Origin of the sequence: Enterobacillus tribolii (genome assembly GCF_003363015.1) — a bacterium.
In the GTDB taxonomy this organism is placed as follows: Bacteria; Pseudomonadota; Gammaproteobacteria; order Enterobacterales; family Enterobacteriaceae; genus Enterobacillus; species Enterobacillus tribolii.
In genome coordinates, this window is record NZ_QRAP01000003.1 from 224,667 (window position 1) to 245,992 (window position 21,326).

Sequence of the window (21,326 nt, forward strand, 5' to 3'; positions counted from 1 at the left end):
CTTTATCATCGCTGCTGAGCCAACGCCGGACTCTGACGGTTATCCACCGGAGTCGGGTGATGTGCCGCCAGACCCCTCCCAACGCCACGCGGAATGAAGGACACAATCCAGGAAATCAGCGTGGTAAAACCAACGAGCACCCCGTGCAACAACGGAGGTGCGTATTCAGCCAGGTTCTGATAGCCGCGAAAACCCAGCTTGATAATGTCAAGGAAGCTTTCCACCGGCCGATCCTGGGCGAAACTGTCCTGCCACAGCGCCCAGGTGTCGGCGCGGGCGAAGGTGCACTGAATGAACTCGACGTGCTGCTGCACCGTCAACGACTCCAGGCGCAGGCCGATATTTCGGCCGAACACGCGGGTCACCGTAGCGGGGAACGCGTACTCCTGCTGACCGCGCTTAAGCATCAGCCGTACCTCTTCGTTCGCCTGTATGACGTGATTGGCATACAGCTCGATGCCCACGCCGCTGTCGGAGTAATCGCGCAGCGTGCAGGGAAACAGATGGCCGTTTTCACAGGCGACCACGGCGGGCATGGCGATTTCCACGCGGTGCGCCTGACGTACCTGTTTCGCCTCTACCGCCACCGCCACGGCGCCGCCCAGGATGATCAGGTTATAGGCCACCCACAGCATGCTCAGCATCACCGTCCAGACTTCGTCCGCCGGCCCGAACCCCAGCCGCCAGACGCCCCACGCCAGCCCCAGCAGGTTAAACACCACCAGCATCAGGTACGGACGGGTAATCACCCAGTCAACGTATTCACGATCGATCAGGCCACCTTTGGCGGTAACGTTGAACTTCCCTTTGTGCGGATTGAACAACGCCACCGTGGTCGGCCGGGCGATATACCACGCCAGCACGGTTTCGTAGACTTCACTCCAGAAGGAGTAGCGGTATTTACCCTGAATCTTCGAGTTGGTCAGGCTGGCGTGAATCATGTGCGGGATCACGTACAACGCGATCGCCAGCGCCGGGGCGAAAATCACGTAGGCATGCAGGATCAGGAACGCCAGCGGCGCGGTCAGGAAAATCAGGCGCGGAATGCCGGATAAGAAGTGCAGCATAGCGTTGGCATAACACAGGCGCTGCGCGAGCTTCAGCCCTTTGCCGATCAGCGGGTTATCCAGGCGGAAAATCTGTACCATGCCGCGCGCCCAGCGGATGCGCTGGCCGATATGCGCCGACAGGCTTTCCGTCGCCAGCCCTGCGGCCTGGGGAATGCGGATATACGCGGAGGTATAGCCGAGGCGATGCAGGCGCAGAGAAGTGTGGGCGTCTTCCGTCACGGTTTCCACGGCGATGCCGCCGATTTCGTCCAGCGCGTCACGCCGCAGCACGGCGCAGGAGCCGCAGAAGAAGGTGGCGTCCCACATATCGTTGCCGTCCTGCACCAGGCCGTAAAACAGCGTGCCTTCGTTAGGCGCCTTGCGGAAACGGCCCAGGTTGCGCTCAAACGGATCGGGCGAAAAAAAGTGGTGCGGCGTTTGCAGCATCGCCAGGTTTTTGTCTTTGAAAAACCAGCCCATCGTCAGTTGCAGGAACGAACGGGTGGGAACGTGATCGCAGTCGAAAATTGCGACGTACTCGCCCTGCGCCTGTTTGAGCGCATTGTTGATGTTCCCGGCTTTGGCATGTTCATGCGTGGGACGGGCGATGTAATGCACCCCGACCTGCTCGGCGAAATGGCGGAACTCCTCGCGCCCGCCGTCGTCGAGGATGTAGATATTCAGCTTGTCTTTCGGCCAGTCAATGCCCAGCGCCGCGTAAACCGTGGGCTTCACCACACCGAGATCTTCGTTGTAGGTCGGCACCATGATATCAACCACCGGCCATGTGCGGATATCCTGCGGCATCGGCGTCGGCGTGCGGTGCAGCGGCCAGACGGTCTGGAAATAGCCGAGCACCAGCACCAGCCAGGCATAGGTTTCCGCGAACAGCAGCAGCAGGCCGCACGTCAGGCTGAGCGGATCGTCCCAGTTGAGGGTAGAGGTGTAACGCCACCAGATATAGCGGCAGGAAACGGTCAGCGACAGCACGATCATCATCAGCGACGAAAAACGGCCGGGAATACGCCGCACCACCATGCCGATGCACCACAGCAGCAGCACGAAGACGAACTGGGATTTCAAATCAAAGGGTTGGGAAATGCACAGCAGCGCCAGCACGGCGGCAAACAGGCTCATGCCCCACAGCAAAACCCGGCGCAGCCCGCCGCTGATGCCGTCGATCCATTTGTCGGCGCCTTCTTCCACCCCGCTTTGTTTCATGCGCTCCGGCAACTTCTCCATCCAGCGATGGTAATGCCCGCGCAGACGCCGCAGCGAGGCGAACCCGGCGTTAACTTTGGTGCGCTGCGCGGCGCCCGGAACGCTCACCAGCAGCCACAGGGTTTGGATCAGGTAACGCAGAATATCCAGCGGACGGGGCCGGTTCAGGGGAATATGCGGGTAATAGCGGGCGTAGTTTTCCCGCACCTGCCGCCAGCGCGGCGACTCAAGGCGCAGAAACGTCCAGGCCAGCACCGTCCAGAAACAGCCCAGAAAAGCGCCGAGGCGCCCCGCCCCGCTGGCGCGGTAAAGACGGTAACGCTGCGTCAGCGCACGGCTGACCGGCGCCGCCAGTAATCCATCCAGCACCACGCTCACAGAGCCACTCCGGCGGTATGCAGCAGGCACCAGTTCGCCAGCGTGGTGAGTTCTTCCGCGGCCAGGCATTCAGGGCGATACTCCCCCACCGGCTGCTTTGCCGCAGCCGATTCAGACATCGCCGCATCGCGATGCACCGCCAGCGGCAGCAGGTCCGGTACGCTTTGCAGCCACAGTTGGTAAATATCGTCCTGAAGCTGATTCGCCACGGCGAGCTGATTCACCAGCAGGCGGGCGCCGGGCGGCAATGCCTGCTGATGCAGGCGGACATGGCAGTTGGTGTCGGCCACCAGCGGGCAAATCGTCAGATCGGCCAGCGCCGTCAGGGCGTCAGACAACGGGGTGTAACCGGCGGGAATATCCAGCAGGATCCAGCGGTAATCTCCGCTGGCGCCCAGCGTTTTCAGGGAGTCCGGCCAATCCACCGCCGGCCGGCGTTCCTGCTCCGCGCGATTCAGCTGGCCGAAAGGCAGGAAATCCATACGATCGGCATAACGCAGCGCGCCCTGTTGCCAGGGTAAACCGTCCGTGACCGAACGCGCCCAGCCGCGCGAATCTTCCCAGGCGGTGTTGAAATGCAGGCGCAATAAATTATCCGGGGAAAAATCGATCGCCAGCACCGTGTCGCCCAACTGCCGCAAAGCCCAGGCCAGCGACGCGGTAATGGACGTGGTGCCCACGCCGCCGCGAATCCCCTGCAACGCAATAATCGTCATCAGGCTTTGCTCCCGCCAGCCTGCGCCAATTCAGCTAACAGCGGCCAGCGCGCAATAACCTGCGTAAGATGTTCCTGACGGGAAATATCTACATAATCTATTTTCGGCAGTGAAAATGCTTTTCTCAGGGCATCAATATCATTTTGAAAACTGAACGAAGGATCACTCTCAGCCGGATTATTTCTTTTATCATTCATTCTGTTATCCGTGAAAAATCAGCTATGTTTAGAGAGTATAGCAAGCGGAAAAAAATCTGCTCCGGCGGTAATTCCCTATGCCCTTACTATATTAATGGAATGGCCTTTATCGTTTGTAATGTTACAATTGTTTAGGTAGTTTCGCTAGCTGCCCGTTAATGAAATGTCCGTTTCTAAGATCAATAAGAAGATGCTATGACACTATCATTTACTCTCGGCGTTCATCAACTTTGGGATGAAGTCCAAACGATGCAGACGCCCGGCTTATACTGGTTGAACGCCGATCGGGAACAGGACGCAAAAACATTTACCAATCAAATGATTGCGGCACAACCTATTGATTGCAATGCTGCATTGATAAGCATCGGCGCGCCGCCGGCGGAGATTGTCGGCGGGCCGGAAAACTTTACCAACGGGCCGGCGAAACTGCCGATTTTTTTATTACCACAAGAAGAAAAAGCCTTATTACAGTTATCCGAAGATCTAACACGAATTCTTAATCCCAGAGAAAGTTTGTTAGTATTATTTTCCCCGGCGTCGTTTTGGGAAAGCATTGAAAAAGAAGTACTGACCCGTTGGGTAACAAATATAAACACCTGGCTTAATCAGCGCCGCTGCACCTTACTCGTCATTTGCCATGGCAGTGGCGTGAATAACATTCGGAAAATATTTATCTCAAAACACCGGCAACTATGGGGTTTAGCCAGTTTGCGCGGGTTACAGGATGAATATCGTTATGACGTCGCTTTCTGGTGTAATCAAAACGGCGTGAGCGCCAGTCTGGATACGGTAATACTTCACGACGGGCAGGGCTGGCGCATCGAAGAGGAAAAACCCCGGACGCTTCAGCCGCGCAACGATGACTTTCTCTATCTGGCGCATGCCAACGTGCTGGAGGGCGCGCCGCCGCTTTCCGAAAACTGGAGCCTGTTCGGCAGCAACAAAGCCCTGGCCGACGCCGCCTATGCCGCACAGGCCGCCACCCTGATTTTCAGCCTGAAGCAAAACGATCAGATTGATGAACTGGCGCACCTGGTGCACGGGCTGCGCCGTCAGCGCGGTAATGCGCTGAAGCTCATCGTGCGGGAAAACGCCCCCTGCCTGCGTTTCAGCGACGAACGCCTGCTGCTGGCCTGCGGCGCCAACCTGATCATTCCGTACAACGCGCCGCTGTCGCGCAGCCTGACCATGATTGAAAGCGTACAGGGGCAGGTTTTCCCGCGCCACGTTCCGGCGGACATCAACGTGCTCCTCAAGGCAATGCGCCCGCTCAACATGAAAGGGTACATTCCCCATCCGCGTTTTTGTGAAACGATGCTGGCGCTGATGAACAACGCGCTGCTGCCGGAAGACAGCAAAGGGTTGTTGATCGCGCTGCGTCCGGTGCCGGGCCTGAAGGTCCGCCAGGCGCTGACGCTGTGCCATATCCGCCGCTTCGGCGATCTGGTGACGCTTGACGACGAGCGGATGACGCTGTTCCTCTCCTCCTGCCGCCTTAACGATCTGGACGTCGCCCTGCGCCACATTTTCCCCCTGCCGGTGGACGAAGTGTTCAGCAACCGGATGGTGTGGTATCAGGACAAACAGATCATCGCGGAAATTCATCAGATGCAGCAAAGCCGTCCGCCTCACTGGCAGGAGCCGGACGTTGCGGATATCCACCGCAGCAACGACCCCGCGGCAGGAAGCGGCAAACGGGCGCCTCAGGTGCCGTACCCCATCACGCTGCTGCACGCACGCGGCCGGGAGTCCGCATCATGATGAACATCACCGACATTATTCAGCTCATTATTCTTTGTGCGGTCATCATGCTTCCGCTGGGCTACTCCGCCCGGCGCTGGCTGCCGCGCCTGTTGCAACGCTTCCGGCAGCGCTTCCTGGCGCCGCGCTACCTGAAATCCGCCGGCGTTTTGCAACGCACATCTTCTGTTACGGTAAACCGCCAAAATGACGACAAACACTGAAGCTTCCCCGCAGCCGTCCGGGTTGTGGCAAAACTGGCGCGGGCTTTCCGGCTGGAACTACTATTTTCTGATTAAATTCGGGCTGTTGTGGTACGGATACCTTAATTTTCATCCCCTCGCCAACCTGGTTTTCATGGCGTTTCTGTTGTTTCCCCTGCCGGAGGGACGCCTGCGCCGCTGGCGCAACTGGCTGGCGCTGCCCATCGGCTTCGCGCTGTTTTATCACGATACCTGGCTGCCCGGCCTGAACAGCATCCTCAGCCAGGGCTCGCAGTTAGCGGGCTTTACCTCCGACTACCTGCTGGATTTGGCTAACCGCTTTATCAACTGGCAAATGATCGGCGCCGTGTTCGTTCTGTTGGTCGCCTACCTGTTCGTGTCGCAGTGGGTGCGCATTACGCCGTTCGTGGTTGCCGCCATGGTCTGGCTGAATGTGCTGACCATCGCCGGCCCGGCTTTCTCGCTTGCGCCGGAAGCGGCGACAAACACCGCGGGCACGGGCGCCGCAGCCCCCGCCGCCGACGGTGGAGGCGCTCAGGCCGCCGCAAGCGGAGATATTCCCGCGCAAACGGAGGCGCCGACCAGCAAGAACCTCTCCGCCTGGCTGGACACCTTCTACGCCAGCGAACAGCAGCGCCAGACCGCATTTCCGGCCTCGCTGCCCGCAGATGCCCAGCCGTTCGACCTGCTGGTGATCAACATCTGCTCGCTGGCCTGGTCCGACATCGATTCCATCGGCCTGAGCAACCACCCGCTGTGGAGCCACTTCGACATTCTGTTTAAGAACTTCAACTCGGCGACCGCCTACAGCGGCCCGGCGTCAATCCGCCTGCTGCGCGCCAGTTGCGGCCAGCCATCGCATAAGGCGCTGTATTCCCCGGCCGGGCAACAGTGTTACCTGTTCGACAATCTGGCCAAACTGGGCTTTAAATCTGAGCTGATCATGGACCACTCCGGCGTGTTCGGTAATTACCTGGACGGCCTGCGCAAATACGCCGGTTTGCAGGCACCGCTGATGTCACAGAGTGGTATCGGCCATGAGCTGACCTCGTTCGACGGCGAGCCGATATACAACGATCAGCAGGTGTTGCAACGCTGGCTGGACGCTCAGGAGAAAGACGACGGCGGCCGGACCGCCACCTTCTTCAACCTGATCCCGCTGCACGACGGTAACCGTTTTATCGGGCAGAGCAAAACTGCGGATTATAAAACCCGGGCGCAAACGTTATTTGATCAGTTAAATAACTTCCTGAATGCGTTGGAAAAATCAGGCCGTAAAGTGATGGTGGTGATCGTGCCGGAACACGGCGCCGCCCTGGTGGGGGATAAAATGCAGATGTCCGGCCTGCGCGACATTCCCAGCCCGGGCATCACCCATGTGCCGGTCGGGATAAAATTCGTCGGGATGAAGACCCCGCATCAGGGTGCGGAACTGACCGTCGACGCTCCCAGCAGCTTCCTGGCGCTGTCTGAGTTAGTTGCCCGCACGGCAGACGGAAAAATTTTCACGCAGGACAACGTGGACTGGAACGCGCTGGTGAAAGGGTTGCCGCAGTCCGCTGCGGTGTCGGAGAACGACAACGCCATCGTGATACAGTATCAGGGTAAACCCTACATTCGCCTGAACGGCGGGGATTGGGTGCCTTATCCGCACTAAGGCGTGACGTTACGCAGAAAAAAATACGGGCCGGTTTTCCGGCCCGTATTTTTATTGGTAACAGGGAATTACGCGCTTTCCGCCGCTTCGTCCTGATCCACGGCAAAGCAGGCGATCAGCTGTTCGCCGTATTGCTTAAGCTGCGGCTGCAACTGTTTGCAGGTGCCGAACGCACGCTGGCAGCGGGCGTTGAAGGCGCATCCCGGCGGCGGGCTCAGCGGGCTGGGCAGCTCGCCGGTCAGCTTAATGCGCGCGCGGCGCTGATCCGGGTTCAGGCGCGGCGTTGCGGAAAGCAGCGCCTGGGTATACGGATGACGCGGATTGTTGAACACCGTCTCTTTACTGCCCTTCTCCACGCAACGACCCAGGTACATCACCATCACTTCATCAGCGATGTGTTCCACCACGGAGAGATCGTGCGAGATGAACACGTAAGACAGTCCCATATCCTGTTGCAGGTCCATCATCAGGTTCAGCACCTGAGCGCGCACGGAAACGTCCAGCGCGGACACCGGTTCGTCAGCGATTACCACGTCCGGATTCAGCATCAGGCCGCGGGCGATAGCGATACGCTGACGCTGGCCGCCGGAGAACATGTGCGGATAGCGGTCGTAATGCTCGGTTTTCAGGCCGACCTTCGCCATCATTTCCAGCGCTTTCGCCCGGCGCTCTTCCGACGACAGCGAGGTATTAATCCGCAGCGGCTCCTCCAGGATCGCGCCGACTTTCTTACGCGGATTCAGCGACGCATAAGGGTTCTGGAACACGATCTGGATTTTCTGGCGGCGCAGTTTTTCTGCGCTGGCGTCCGGCTTGAGCAGGTCCTGCCCCTGATAGTAAAGCTCACCGCCGGTGGGCTTCTCAATCATCGTCAGCAGGCGGCCCAGCGTAGATTTTCCGCAGCCGGATTCCCCGACCACCGCCAGCGTTTTTCCCCGCTCCAGCGTGAAGGAAACGCCGTCCAGCGCCTTCACCAGGCGCTCCGGCGAGAACAGACCTTTCTTCACCGGATAATGCTTTTTCAGGTCAATCGCATGCAGCAGCGGCTGTGCGGCCTGATCCCGTTTTTCCTGACTCATGCGACGGGCCTCCCCTCATCATCGAGCGGCGTATGACATTTCACCTGACGTCCGTTGACTTCACGCAGCGCCGGCTCTTCGGCGCGGCAGTGCTCCGTGGCGTACGGACAGCGCGGATTCAGCAGGCACCCCGTCGGCCGGTCGTATTTCCCCGGCACCACGCCCGGCAGCGAAGCCAGGCGGGCTTTGTCGGCGGCAAACTCCGGCAGGGCGCGCAGCAGCGCCTGGGTGTAGGGGTGGCGCGGCGTGCGGAAAATATCCTTCGCCGTGCCCGCTTCGACCACCTGACCGGCGTACATCACGATAATTTTGTGCGCCGCTTCCGCCACCAGGGCCAGATCGTGGGTAATCAGCACCAGCGCCATGTTTTCCCGCTGCTGAAGTTCCAGCAGCAGTTCGATGATCTGCGCCTGAATCGTCACATCGAGCGCCGTCGTCGGCTCATCGGCAATCAGCAGTTTGGGACGGCAGGCGATCGCCATGGCAATCATCACGCGCTGGCTCATACCGCCGGAAAGCTGGTGCGGATAAACCTCCAGGCGCGATTGCGGATCGGGAATGCCGACCAGCGTCAGCAGATCGATAGTACGCTGGCGGCGGGTTTTGCGGTTGCCGCCCTGATGCACCTTCAGCGCTTCCATGATCTGGTATCCCACGGTATAGCAGGGATTCAGGCTGGTCATCGGGTCCTGGAAGATCATCGCCACTTCCGCGCCCACCAACTGGCGGCGCTCTTTTTCCGAGATCTTTTGCAGGTCGTTGCCGTTAAACTGCAGGCTTTCCGCCATTACGCGGCCGGGAAAATCAATCAATCCCATGATCGCCAGCGAGCTGACCGATTTACCGGAGCCGGACTCACCGACGATACCGATAACTTCCCCCTGATCCACGCTGTAGCTGATACGGTCTACCGCGCGGAACGGGGCGTTGCTGTCGCCGAAATGCACCGATAGCGACTTTACATCCAATAAGGCCATTTCTCCGCCCCCTTACTGCTTCAGACGCGGGTCAAGCGCATCGCGCAGCCCGTCGCCCATCAGGTTGAACGCCAGCACGGTCAGCAGAATCGCCAGCCCCGGGAAGGTCACCACCCACCAGGCGCTCTGCGCGAACTGCAACACGTCCGACAGCATGGTGCCCCACTCCGGCGTAGGCGGCTGTGCGCCCATGCCCAGAAAGCCCAGGGCGGCCATGTCGAGGATGGCGTTGGAGAAACCCAGCGACGCCTGCACGATCAGCGGCGCCAGGCAGTTGGGCAGAATATTGACGAACATCTGGCGCATCGCGCCCGCGCCGGCCACGCTGGAGGCGGTGACGTAATCGCGGTGAACTTCCACCAGCACCGCGGCGCGCGTCAGGCGCACGTAGTGCGGCAGGGCGACGAAGGTCAGCGCCAGCGAGGCGTTGACGATGGACGGCCCGAAGATCGCCACCAGCACCAGCGCCAGCAGCAGGCTGGGCAGCGCCAGCATGATATCGACAATGCGCATGATAACGGCGTCAATCACGCCGCCGAAGTACCCGGCCAGCAAGCCGAACACCACGCCGAGGATCAGCGACAGCACCACCACCAGGCAGCCGACCAGCAGCGACAGACGGGCGCCGTAAATCAGGCGCGACAGGATGTCGCGGCCCACGTCGTCGGTGCCCAGAATGAACTGCCAGCTGCCGCCTTCCATCCATACCGGCGGACGCAGCAGTGAATCGCGGAACTGCTCGGCCGGCAGGTGCGGCGCGAGAACGTTGGCGCCAATGGCCAGGATCAGCACGATGACGATATACACCAGGCCAACCACGGCCCCTTTATTGCGCTTAAAATAATGCCAGAACTCCTGAAACGGCGTCATGGGCTTAGGCGCAGTTACTACTTCAGACATCGTTGCGCCTCCTATTTCTTGTGGCGAATACGCGGGTTAACGATGCCGTACAGCACGTCGACCAGCAGGTTGACCAAAATAATCATGGTGGCGACCAGCAAGACGCCGCCTTGCACCACAGGGTAATCACGGCGTTGCAGGGCATCGATCAGCCAGCGCCCCAGCCCGGGCCAGGAAAAGATGGTTTCCGTCAGGATCGCGCCGGCCAGCAGGGTGCCGATTTGCAGGCCGATCACGGTGACCACCGGCAACAGCGCGTTGCGCAGCGCATGCACGATGATGACGCGCATCCGGCCCAGCCCCTTGGCGCGCGCGGTACGGATATAATCTTCGCTCAGCACTTCCAGCATGGAAGAGCGGGTCATTCGCACGATAACGGCCAGGGGGATAGTACCCAGCACGATAGCGGGCAGGATCAGGTGCATCACCGCGTCTTTAAAGTCGCCGGCTTCGCCCCAAAACAGCGTATCGATCAGCATGAAGCCGGTAAGCGGATAGCTGTCGTCGAGGAAGACGGTATCGCTGATACGCCCCGATACCGGCGTGAGGTTGAGTTGAACGGAAACCAGCATGATAAGCATCATGCCCCACCAGAAGATAGGCATGGAGTATCCCGTCAGGGAGATCCCCACCGCGGTGTGATCGAACACCGATCCCCGCTTCACCGCGGCCAGCACCCCCACGGGAATACCGACGAGCACGGCGAAAATCATCGCGCAGATACCCAGTTCCATCGTTGCCTGGAAACGGGGCACGAATTCCTGCCATACCGGCGTGCGGCTTTTCAGCGATATACCGAGATCGCCGTGCAGCACATTGCCGATATAAGTGAAATATTGTTGATAAAGCGGCTTATCCAGCCCCATTTGCGCCATCAGCTGGGCGTGGCGTTCGGCTGAAATCCCGCGTTCCCCTGCCATGATCGTGACCGGATCGCCGGGGATCATGTGAACAAAAGCAAACGTCAGCAACGTAATGCCAATAAACGTCGGGATAACCAATCCCAAACGCCGGAGTATGAACTGCAACATATCCCGAACTCTCTTATGAATGCCCGGCGGCTCATGGGCCGCCGGGCTTATGATGCTCACAGCAAACTGCTATATCCCCCGCACAACGGGGGATATACAACAAAGTCGCCCGCCCGGATTAGTCCAGAGAGACGTTGTCGAAGTGGTGTTTACCCAGCGGATCGACCACATAGCCCTTCACTTCCTTGCGGACCGGTTCGAATACCGTTGAGTGCGCGATGATCAGCGCCGGAGCCTGATCGTGCATCACCACCTGCGCCTGTTTGTACAGCTCGATGCGTTTATTATGATCGGACTCGGCGCGCGCCGGTTGGATCAGATCTTCAAACGGCTTGTAGCACCACTTGGAATAGTTGGAGCCTTCTTTCGCGGCTGCGCAGCTGAACAGGGTGGCAAAGAAGTTATCCGGATCCCCGTTGTCGCCGGTCCAGCCCATCATCACCGTCTGGTGCTCGCCGTCTTTGGCGCGCTTGAGGTACTCACCCCACTCGTAGGTCACGATTTTGGCCTTCACGCCGATCTTGGCCCAGTCGGCCTGAATCATCTCCGCCATACGGCGGGCGTTCGGGTTGTACGGACGCTGTACCGGCATCGCCCACAGGTCGATGGAGAAACCGTCCGGCATACCGGCCTCTTTCAGCAGTTCTTTGGCCTTCTCCGGATCGTACGCGTAGTCGGTGATCTGCTCGTTATAACCCCACATGGTGGGCGGGATCAGGTTCTTGGCGGACTGGCCGGCCTTCTGATAAACCGCGTCGATAATCGCCGATTTGTTGACCGCCATAGTCAACGCCTGGCGCACCTTCTGGTTATCCAGTGGCTTTTTCTCCACGTTAAACGACAGATAGCCGACGTTCAGGCCCGGCTGCTCCATCAAATTGATGGCGTTATCCTGTTTCATACGCTCCAGATCGGCCGGGTTCGGGTACGGCATGATCTGGCATTCGTTTTTCTGCAGCTTGGCATAACGTACGGAAGCATCCGGCGTGATGGAGAAGACCAGACGATCGATCTTCGGCTTGGTGCCCCAGAAATCCGGGAACGCCTTGTACAGAATCTTGGAGTCTTTCTGGTACTGCAGCATCTGGAACGGACCGGTGCCCAGCGGGTTGAGGTCGATCTTCTCCGGCGTGCCGGCTTTCAGCATCTGATCGCCGTACTCGGCGGACATGATGGAGGCGAAGTCCATCGCCAGGTCGGCCAGGAACGGCGCTTCCGGACGGACTAAATCAAAGCGGACGGTGTAGTCGTCCACTTTCTCAATTTTGCTGATCAGCTCGCCCATGCCCATTCCCTGGAAGTACTCGTAGCTGCCGCCGGAGACTTTATGGAAGGGATGGTTTTCATCTTTCTGACGCATGAAGGAGAACACGACGTCGTCGGCATTAAAATCGCGCGACGGTTTGAAGTCCTTGCTGCTTTGCCACTTCACGCCCTTACGCAGGTGGAAGGTGTAGGTTTTCCCGTCCGGGCTGATATCCCATTTTTCCGCCAGGCCCGGCTCAATTTCGGTGGTGCCGGTTTTAAACTCAACCAGACGGTTATAGATCGGTACGGAACTGGCATCGTAAGTCGTACCGGAAGTGAACAACTGCGGGTTAAACCCTTCGGGCGACCCTTCTGAACAATAAACCAGAGTTTTTGCCTGAACGCTGGCGGCAACGGCCAGCGCCACCAAACCAATCCCAACTTTCAGTGCACCCATTTTTTTCCCGCGAGTGGACGTGTTCTTTTTATAAAAAGACATAACGCTTGGCTCCGTTGTGGTGTTGTGTGTGTTCCGCCAGACCTGTTCTTTTTCGTGCGCAGTCTTGACGAACAGCCTAAAGGCTAAAAGAGAGGTGCAACCGTCATGCCAGGAGAACGAATCCCGCATGTTTTTAAAGCGCATCCGCCATGATTGCGGATATCGCCTGCCCTCCCTCATACGCACCAATTTCGCAAGTGTTAAGGGTGACGTCAATATAACTAAACGTGATTTGCATGATGCGTGATATACATCATGCAAACATAAAAAAAACCTCCATGTAACATATGCAGAATTTAAATTTGTGCTAGCACTTTATTATCAGAATAATCCACCACAGGCTATTATTCAGGCAGAGAATCAGGCCAAAAAAGTAGCCGAAAAAATTCTTGCCAAATGATGAATAACTGAACAATTGATTTTGTGATCTGTTTAATCGACAGGATGATATTCTGTTTATTGAGGTTTTTTTTGCCTGCGCCGCACCAAAATCATCCGCAATGCGCCGTTTTTGTGCATGGGTTGCACCATTTTGGTATTGGGGTATGGTGGTCAGAAATGGCGCGCCCCACGAGTTGCGCTGTATGACAAATACAGAATCCGGAGAAAATAATCTTGTCCGCAGAAACATTTATCCGCCTGACCACGCTTTTGGACACGCAGCAGGCGCGTTACCGCGTGATGGAACACGCCAGCGCCGGACGTTCCGAAGAAGTCGCCCTGCTGCGCGGCACTCAATTGGGGCAAGGCGCCAAGGCGCTGGTCTGCCACGTGAAAGGGAACGGCATAAAGCAGCATGTGCTGGCCGTTCTGCCTGCCGATCAACAGGCCGATCTCAGCCTGCTCGCCGCGGGCATCGGCGGGACACGGGCTTCACTCGCCAGCCCGGCAGAGGTCAGCGCGCTGACCGACTGCGTCTTCGGCGCCATACCGCCGTTCAGCTTTCATCCGGATCTTTTATTGGTGGCCGCGCCGCTGCTGTTCCAGCGCTTTGATGAGCTGGCCTTCAACGCCGGCACGCTGGAGCGATCGGTAATTCTTAACACCCAGGATTATCAGCGGATTGCCGCACCGCGGCTGGTACAGTTTATCAAGTGCCAGGAATGAGCGTTATCGGGTGAAGTAAACGTGATGGATGATGAAGCCATATGCGACTGGCACCAGGATAAGCAGCAGCACGCTGATTGGCCCCAAACTGCTGAACACTCCACGCAAGAAATTGACCGGGAATGAAATCAGTATCGCCACAATGCGTGTTGCAAGTATCCGCCATTGCGCCCGGCTCTTCCAAATCCACCAGGCAATGGGGACCACCAGCAATGAGAAACACAACAAAACCGCCAATGCCTCGCCCGTACTTTTCGTTTTCAGTGAAGTGACAAAGCGGAAATATTTAACGACAAACGGCACCAACAACGCCAGCGAAAGCAAATAAACCAAAAAGTTATAGACTCTCAGTCGTTCAGGTCGGGCATTGAAACGTTGATGCAATGGCACATAAGCCAAGACGAAAAACCCCACTACCAGCCACAGGGAAAGCAGTTCGGGCCATACCCGCTCAGCTTGGGCTCCCACTACCCAGCTCACCACGCCCCAAACATAAAGATTGAGCAAGATACCGCCAATACTGAAGTTAAAAGCCGCCAGGATAAAAACCTGCGGCCCGATACGATCAAGCAAGGCCGGGTGGTTACTCTCCATCGTCGTCAGCTCTTTACGTAGCGTATCGATCAGGCCGGGTACCCATTTTACCCACCAGGCAACTGGCTTTTCAGGTGTGATCAACATTCGCCATACCAGACGATCGGTCATGGAATGCTGATACTTATATTCCAGTTGCTCCCAGTAAAGATTGTCGTAATTTTTCTGAACACGCCGCTCCAGCGCTGATATAAGCCAGGCCGGCAATTGACTGCTGCGGTAGTGATCCAAATCCCACATCATAATAGCGGAAACACCATTCAGCAGAGTTTCATCTAATTCATCACTGGTACTCAACGCCTCCGCCAGAGCCAAGCTAAACGCTTCGCGAGCGGCCAGAGAATCGGGCAAACGCGAATTAACATATGCCTGCAATTCCTGCCTGCCTTCATGGCTGTTCTGCGCCAGCAGCGCCGCCAGCCTTTTCCCCTCTTCAATTACCGCACCTTTGTCCCATACGGGCAAGCAAGAAGCTGGTTGTGTTTCAGATTGGGCCAATAAAGCATCAAGATAAGGCGCGACAGCCCCACCCATCACCTGATCAGCCTGTGTATCAATGGATTCCTCCGACACGGATGAACCTACCCCCTCACCGGTCAGCTGTTTGGCAAGTTCAAATGCCTCATGCAGTTGCTGATAGCCCTGAGGATCTTTATCCGGCCGATGTTGCTTCAGTTGGCGCGCATAGGCGCGGCGAATAGCGGTCTGATCGTTGGTTGACTCAATGCCAAGGATATCCCAGATGGTCATGCCTCACTCCAAACCGTCATCAAAACGGGATAACACTTGCTCCAGTTGCTGGCGTGCCACCGCAATCGCCCTTACATCCTGGGAATCCAGCGCAACTTCAAAATCCGTCACGAAATGATCAATAATCTGCCGCCGTTCGCCAAGGAACTGTTCATACCGCCGCGAAGCACGTGCCAGAAGCTGGCGGTTTACGGAAGCATCACGAGGATGTAGTTTCAGTGCGGCCAGTTGTGCCAGGCGCTGATGAATTTCCTCTTCACTCAGTACCCCCGGCACCTTCTCGATGATCAGCGATGACATTGTATCCTCTCCGGCGACACGGCATTCCACCTCTAAAATGCCATCCAGTGTATAGGTAAAGCGGATATCCACGCTGACTTCACCGGCCGGACGGGGAGGAACCGGCACTGACATGCTGCCCAGCAAGATGTTATCTTTTATCCGCCGCGCCTCTCCCTGATAAATCCCGATGTCCATCTGTTGCTGGTTATCGTGTAGCGTTGACAGCGATTTCATGACACTGATCGGTACGAAGGCGTTACGCTCAATTACCGGTAAAAAGAACCCTTCCTCATAGCGGCTACCATACTGGCGCGCTACATTCACCCCCAGGGAATAAGGCATCACGTCGGTCAGCACAATATCGTCCAATGCCTTATCTTCCAGCATGAACCCCACCTGAATTCCGGCTCCAAGCGCCACAACCTCATCCGGATGCAGTTCACTGCGCGGGAAGCGGCCAAACATCCGCGCCACGACCTGGCGCACCACGGGCATACGCGTCGCGCCCCCCACCAGCACGACGTGATCCAGCGACGCCAGTGAAAACTGAGCGTCATGTAGCGCCTGGATGATCGGCGCCTTCAGGCGCGTAAGCAATTCTTCACACAGTTGGGCGAATGTCGGCGTATCCAGTTCCCATTCCAGCGTTCCGCCCTGCCAACCCAGCGAGCACGATGCCAGCGGGTGCTGCGTTAAGCGACACTTCATCTCTTCGGCAAGACGGGCCAACTCTGCCAATGTTTCAGACGGAGCGTCACTCAGTTGCGGCTTACAGCTCAGCATCCACTGACGTACTTTTTCAGTGAAATCGTCACCACCTAACCAGATATCACCGCTGCTGGCCCGTACTTCCAGCACACCTTCAAACATATCGATAATCGAAACATCGAACGTACCTCCTCCCAAGTCAAAGACCAGGAATTTCTGTTCGCTATGATTGGCAAGGCCATAAGCCAACGACGCGGCGGTAGGCTCATTGAGCAAGCGTTCAACCTTCAGCCCCGCCAGCTTCCCCGCTGCCTTGACCGCTTTACGCTGAATATCGTTGAAATAAGCCGGAACGGTAATGATGGCCTCGGTGACTTCCTGTGCCAGAAAAACTTCCGCATCGGTTTTCAATTTACCCAGCACAAGGGCAGAAAGTTCTTCGGCCCGAAAATGGTGGGGTCCCAACGTAAAGAGGTGTTCCGTCCCCATGTAACGCTTGAAGCTGGCGATGGTGAGGTGCGGGTGGGAGGTTAAACGCGATTTGGCACGATGGCCGATGATGATATGCCCATCATCATCCAAGCCGACGACGGATGGCGTCAGGTTATTTCCATCGGCTGCCGGAACCAATATGGGTTGACCATTACGCCAAACACTCACGGCGCAGTTTGATGTGCCCAGATCGATGCCAATAATATTCCTTTGAATCCTTTCCATCCTTTAACTTCCCGCACAAAACCGATGAAGTTTTATTGCCACTTATTATCGGTATGGTTTTTTAATGACAGCAAGCGTCTGCCAGGCATTGGTGAGGAAAAACATCACGGCAGATCAATAATAAAAAATCATCGTCTTTTCGAGATATTTTAGTGTGGCATGGCCTTGTTATACCGATGATCAGTCAGAATCATACAACCACCGCCCAGCCCTGGCGGACTCTATCAACATGTGAACAGTAAGCGGCTCCGGCGCTTTCGGTTTCCTGCGAAACAAAACGGCAATAATCCCCCGCTCATAAGGCCAATACTTCAGAAAATCAAAGCCGGCCCTATCGACTTGAAAACGAGAAAAATAATCCGCCATGACCTCGTCGCCGGTTTCCCGCGCCCACGGATATTTTCCCGTAGAAAGGCTGGTATCCGGGGTTAAGACCGGCTTTTTCCCCATAGGCGGAGGGAGGTTCCATACGGAGTCGTACCAATCAAGCACGGCCTGCGCTACGTCATCATTTAATTCCACAACCCATCCTCCCTGTTAGTCATGCACTATCTGCTCCAGGCGTTGTTCACCGGACACATAGGGCAAGTACCGCAGAATTATTCCTCATTTTCCTGACAGCGAAAACAGGAGAAACAGGTCAGAAGGGGAAAGAGTTATACAAATCACGACAGGCATATTGCAGCCAACAAAAAACCCGCAAACTCAATGAGAGTTGCGGGTTCTTGTCGGGTTCCCGGTCGTTTTAAAAACTTACCGGAAGTAAATTTGGTCGGCGAGAGAGGATTTGAACCTCCGACCCACACGTCCCGAACGTGTTGCGCTACCAGGCTGCGCTACTCGCCGAATGCGGAGCGCATCTTACTTCCGTACAGGAACAGCGTCAACCCTCTTCTTTGTTTTCCTTTCACCGATCGCTGATAAAAACACCATTTCTCATATTTTTAAGGAAAAAACCGGATTTATAGTCGGCACAGGTTATTTTTTGTCACGATCCCACCGTCCGGCGAGGTGTATCCCAGGCAGCCGAGAATCGAGTCGAACAGTTGCGTGTGCTTAGCGCCGGCACCGCTGCGCGCGCGCGCCTGTAATTCGCTGAATGCCTGACGGTTACGCCCGTCGGCCAGAAAACTGTCGGACGCCCACACCATTACCGGCACCCGGAACTGCTCCGGCGGCGCCATCTCCCGCGGCGTACCGTGGAGGTGCATGCTGTCGCTGATGGATTCGCCGTGATCGGAGGCATAGAACACCAGCGCTTTTTTGTCCCGCACCTGATTGATGACGTTTTCAATAAACGTGTCGGTATACAAAATGCTGTTATCAAACGCGTTAATCAGCTGCTCCTTGGTGCAACTCTCATCCACGCTCATGCATTCCGGCTGATAGCGGGCGAAATCGCGCGGGTAGCGCTGGGAATACAGGTAATGCGAGCCTTTGGTGTGCAAAATCACCAGGTGTTTACCGGCCGGATGCGCCTTCAGCGAGTTTTGCAGCTCGGTGACCAGCAACATATCATCCACCGGTTTGCCGTCGTTACGCTTTTCAGAGGCGATCAGCTCGCGGAAGGCAAAGTTATCAACGTCCGTATTGTTGTAGAACCACACCTCGCTCTGCATGGCGAACAGCTCGGAGCTGAACCCTAAAGAGTGCAGCACGGAGAACACGTTTTGCTCTTTCAAAGTGCGTTGCGGGTTATCCGACGCACCACCTTCGCGCACAAACATGCAGCGCAGCGAGAGCTTGGTCGCGGTGTCGCAGGATTCGCCGCGAAACGCCGCCAGGTTCTTCTCTTTCGCCAGCCGCGGCGTGGTATCCCGGCCATAGCCCAGAATGCCCATGTGATCCCAGCGCGCCGTTTCACCGATGATGAACACCATGTAAGTGTCGTCGATACCCGGCGGGGCGATATAGGTGAACTGTTTCGCCGGATCAAGCAGTTCGCTTCGATCCTGACGCTCATCAATCGCGGTGTACGTATACAGCCCCAGCGCCGCCAGCCAGTTGGAAGGCAGGTAGGAGTGCGCCACCACGCCGCCGTAGCTGGGCATATCGACGTTATTCGCCGCGTCAGCCCGCTTTTGCTGCTTATCCATCCAGCGCAGCGGCAGCCAGACCAGCAGGGCAACCAGCAGCAGAATGCCCAGCGTGCGCAGCCGCTGGCCGGGCCGGGTCAGTTGTTCTTTCAGCGAATTACGCAGCCGGCTGTTCCAGACCAGCGTCAGGGGAATAATGCTGGCGCACACCATCCAGATGATGAAATTAACGCCGACGACCTCTTTGGAAAGATCGATGTCCGTCGTCAGAACGGAAACGATGATCCCGTAGCCGATCACCACGTTGAAAAACGTCATGTAATAGCTGGCGCCGACGGAAATCAGTATCAGCAGCGAAGCGGTAATGCGGTAAAACCAGCGGCCGCCCAACGAAAGCAGGCGCAGGAGGAAGAAAGTGAACAGAACGATAGCCAGGATTTCAACGGCACCACTGAGCAGCCGGGAAACATGTTCTCCGTGCGTCAGTTCGCTGAAGCGACGATAAAACACAGAAGCATTAAGAAAGATGCCAACATAAAGCGCCAGCAACAAAGATTGTACCGGATGGGACAGTGATTTCATTGTTTCCATTAAGCAGGAAGACCTTGTGCAAAAAAGTTCTCAGACCCTCATCTGACACATGCTTGGCACAATTGTTCTGTAACGTTAGAAAATAATCCTAATTAAGGAAGATTCCCAAATGTAATTATAATTGGACATAATGCGCGCCAAAAATGAATCGACCACACCAATACCGGCCTTTCACCGGTATTGGTGCTTTGAAAATGGATACGTTGAAAAGCGCAATTATCCCCGGCTCATTACCTCGGACTTTTGCATACAATGCTGAATTGCGTTAATTACCGCCGCCCGCAGCCCCTGTTCCTCCAGCACCTTAACCGCCTCAATGGTGGTTCCGCCCGGCGAGCACACCATGTCCTTCAGCGCGCCCGGATGCTTACCGCTTTCCAGCACCATTTTGGCTGACCCCAGCACCGCCTGGGCGGCAAACTCATACGCCTGCGCCCGTGGCATGCCGCCGAGTACCGCCGCGTCCGCCATCGCCTCAATAAACATGAAAACATACGCCGGCGCGGAGCCGCTGACGCCGACCACAGCATGAATCAATGACTCAGGCACGACTTCCGCCTTGCCGAAGCTGCTGAACAGGCGTACTACGTTTTCCGTGTCATCCTGCGTGAGATATTCATTCGGCGTAATGGATGACATACCCGCATTCACTAACGCCGGGGTATTCGGCATTACGCGTACCGCTTTCTGCCGTTCAGGCAGCGCGCCTTGTAATGTTTCCAGCGTTACGCCGGCCGCAATGGAGATCACAATCGTTTCCGGGCGCAATACGCCGCTGATTTGCTTCAGCACGCCGGTCACGCCGGCGGGTTTAACGCCGATGATGATCACGTCGCTGTCGCGCGCCGCTTCAGACGCGTCCGCCGCGCCGCGCACGCCATATTCACGTACGATAGCCGCTACGCTGTCTGCACTGCGGTTATAGACCCTGATGTGCTGTGCGGGAACCAGGCCACTGGCAATCAGCCCGCCCAGAATCGCCTTCCCCATGTTACCGCAGCCGATGAACCCGATTGTTTGCTCCACAATGCCTCCCGTGAATTCAGAAATGACCGGCACGCCGCATCGCGGCGCATACTGCTGTTAGGCTATCACCAAAATCCGCGTAAACGCAGCTTCCGTTTTGCTCCAGAAGACGTTATGGAAAATATGAGGGAAGAAATATCACGACAGAGGAATTATTTCGCACGCAATTCCTGGTGGAAAAATATAAAGAAAGAAAAATGAAGAAGAAAAAATAAAGGCGGCACAGTGCCGCCACGGTGATTATTTCCTGCTGCTAAGATTATTTATAAATCTCAGCCGTTCCGTGCAGTTTATTCTGACCGGTAGTGGAAATAATACGGTATGAGCTTGCGCCGGCTTGTTCCGCTTTAGCGGCCAGTTTCGCTTCCAAAGAATCCAGGTTGGTCGCACCAGAAGCGGAAATATAACCCATAGATTGCAGGTCACCGGTCGCGGTGGTTACCGAGTCAGCCGCCGTAGCAGCGAAAGATGCAGAGGTAAGAGCCAAAACTGCAGCGAAAAATTTGATGCTTTTCATGATGTATCCTTTCTATCTGATTGTCAGTTATTGTCAATAAAATCGGGAGTAACTTGCGATGAAAGAATAATAGACATCTTCA

18 protein-coding genes and 1 tRNA gene are annotated in these 21,326 nt (G+C 56.6%); 4 read left to right on the forward strand and 15 right to left on the reverse strand.

Going from position 1 to position 21,326, the window contains the following annotated elements; all coding sequences use genetic code 11:
- Positions 1-5: 5 nt before the first annotated feature.
- From bcsA to bcsR, 3 genes are read right to left on the reverse strand one after another with little or no spacing between them, the layout of a single operon-like run.
- Entirely contained in the window at positions 6-2,717 is a 2,712-nt protein-coding gene (gene bcsA / locus C8D90_RS08410) for a UDP-forming cellulose synthase catalytic subunit (protein WP_115457997.1), read from the reverse strand.
- Positions 2,645-3,364, reverse strand: coding sequence for a cellulose biosynthesis protein BcsQ (gene bcsQ / locus C8D90_RS08415; protein ID WP_115457998.1), 720 nt, complete (start codon positions 3,362-3,364; stop codon positions 2,645-2,647). Before bcsQ ends, bcsA begins: the two co-directional genes overlap by 73 nt.
- Positions 3,364-3,561 carry a cellulose biosynthesis protein BcsR gene (gene bcsR / locus C8D90_RS08420; protein ID WP_115457999.1) on the reverse strand — a complete coding sequence of 66 codons (198 nt, stop codon included), beginning with the start codon at positions 3,559-3,561 and terminating at the stop codon, positions 3,364-3,366. The genes bcsQ and bcsR overlap by 1 nt, the downstream gene beginning before the upstream one ends.
- Positions 3,562-3,756: 195 nt before the next feature.
- Here bcsR and bcsE point away from each other — a divergent pair, with 195 nt between their 5' ends.
- Genes bcsE through bcsG form a run of 3 tightly spaced genes read left to right on the forward strand, consistent with a single transcriptional unit; the run spans position 3,757 to position 7,182 of the window.
- Positions 3,757-5,322, forward strand: a complete 1,566-nt coding sequence (gene bcsE / locus C8D90_RS08425; protein ID WP_115458000.1) for a cellulose biosynthesis protein BcsE — start codon at positions 3,757-3,759, stop codon at positions 5,320-5,322.
- Positions 5,322-5,525, forward strand: coding sequence for a cellulose biosynthesis protein BcsF (bcsF, locus tag C8D90_RS08430; protein ID WP_196238494.1), 204 nt, complete (start codon positions 5,322-5,324; stop codon positions 5,523-5,525). The genes bcsE and bcsF overlap by 1 nt, the downstream gene beginning before the upstream one ends.
- Positions 5,509-7,182 (forward strand): cellulose biosynthesis protein BcsG, encoded by a 1,674-nt coding sequence (gene bcsG, locus C8D90_RS08435; RefSeq protein ID WP_115458002.1) that lies wholly within the window; start codon positions 5,509-5,511, stop codon positions 7,180-7,182. The genes bcsF and bcsG overlap by 17 nt, the downstream gene beginning before the upstream one ends.
- Before the next feature lie 68 nt (positions 7,183-7,250).
- On the opposite strand, the gene dppF is transcribed toward bcsG, so the two are convergent.
- The 5 genes from dppF to dppA form a co-directional block, all read right to left on the reverse strand.
- A complete protein-coding gene (gene dppF, locus C8D90_RS08440) occupies positions 7,251-8,261 on the reverse strand; it encodes a dipeptide ABC transporter ATP-binding subunit DppF (protein ID WP_115458003.1) in 1,011 nt (336 codons plus the stop codon).
- A complete protein-coding gene (gene dppD, locus C8D90_RS08445) occupies positions 8,258-9,238 on the reverse strand; it encodes a dipeptide ABC transporter ATP-binding protein (RefSeq protein ID WP_115458004.1) in 981 nt (326 codons plus the stop codon). Before dppD ends, dppF begins: the two co-directional genes overlap by 4 nt.
- A 12-nt stretch (positions 9,239-9,250) precedes the next feature.
- Positions 9,251-10,138: a dipeptide ABC transporter permease DppC gene (gene dppC / locus C8D90_RS08450; protein WP_115458005.1), complete on the reverse strand. Its 888-nt coding sequence runs from the start codon at positions 10,136-10,138 to the stop codon at positions 9,251-9,253.
- 11 nt (positions 10,139-10,149) lie between these two features.
- A complete protein-coding gene (gene dppB, locus C8D90_RS08455; RefSeq protein ID WP_115458006.1) occupies positions 10,150-11,169 on the reverse strand; it encodes a dipeptide ABC transporter permease DppB in 1,020 nt (339 codons plus the stop codon).
- A 118-nt stretch (positions 11,170-11,287) separates the two neighbouring features.
- Complete coding sequence (gene dppA, locus C8D90_RS08460) at positions 11,288-12,916, reverse strand: dipeptide ABC transporter periplasmic-binding protein DppA (RefSeq protein WP_115458007.1); 1,629 nt, start codon at positions 12,914-12,916, stop codon at positions 11,288-11,290.
- Positions 12,917-13,531: 615 nt separating this feature from the next.
- Between dppA and C8D90_RS08465 the strand changes: the two genes are divergently transcribed.
- Entirely contained in the window at positions 13,532-14,023 is a 492-nt protein-coding gene (locus C8D90_RS08465) for a YbaK/prolyl-tRNA synthetase associated domain-containing protein (protein ID WP_115458008.1), read from the forward strand.
- A 3-nt stretch (positions 14,024-14,026) separates the two neighbouring features.
- Here the strand turns inward: C8D90_RS08465 and C8D90_RS08470 are convergent, their stop codons facing one another.
- The 7 genes from C8D90_RS08470 to bhsA all read right to left on the reverse strand — a co-directional run bounded on the left by C8D90_RS08470 (position 14,027) and on the right by bhsA (position 21,244).
- Positions 14,027-15,367, reverse strand: coding sequence for a J domain-containing protein (locus C8D90_RS08470; RefSeq protein ID WP_115458009.1), 1,341 nt, complete (start codon positions 15,365-15,367; stop codon positions 14,027-14,029).
- 3 nt (positions 15,368-15,370) lie between these two features.
- Positions 15,371-17,074: an Hsp70 family protein gene (locus C8D90_RS08475; RefSeq protein WP_115458010.1), complete on the reverse strand. Its 1,704-nt coding sequence runs from the start codon at positions 17,072-17,074 to the stop codon at positions 15,371-15,373.
- Positions 17,075-17,254: 180 nt separating this feature from the next.
- Positions 17,255-17,596, reverse strand: coding sequence for a DUF1493 family protein (locus C8D90_RS08480; protein ID WP_115458011.1), 342 nt, complete (start codon positions 17,594-17,596; stop codon positions 17,255-17,257).
- A 247-nt stretch (positions 17,597-17,843) separates the two neighbouring features.
- Positions 17,844-17,920 (reverse strand) — tRNA-Pro (locus tag C8D90_RS08485).
- Between the two features lie 116 nt (positions 17,921-18,036).
- Entirely contained in the window at positions 18,037-19,701 is a 1,665-nt protein-coding gene (eptB, locus tag C8D90_RS08490; RefSeq protein WP_115458012.1) for a kdo(2)-lipid A phosphoethanolamine 7''-transferase, read from the reverse strand.
- Positions 19,702-19,917: 216 nt separating this feature from the next.
- Positions 19,918-20,727, reverse strand: coding sequence for a pyrroline-5-carboxylate reductase (gene proC / locus C8D90_RS08495; protein ID WP_115458013.1), 810 nt, complete (start codon positions 20,725-20,727; stop codon positions 19,918-19,920).
- Between the two features lie 259 nt (positions 20,728-20,986).
- Positions 20,987-21,244, reverse strand: coding sequence for a multiple stress resistance protein BhsA (gene bhsA / locus C8D90_RS08500; protein ID WP_115458014.1), 258 nt, complete (start codon positions 21,242-21,244; stop codon positions 20,987-20,989).
- Between the last annotated feature and the right edge of the window lie 82 nt (positions 21,245-21,326).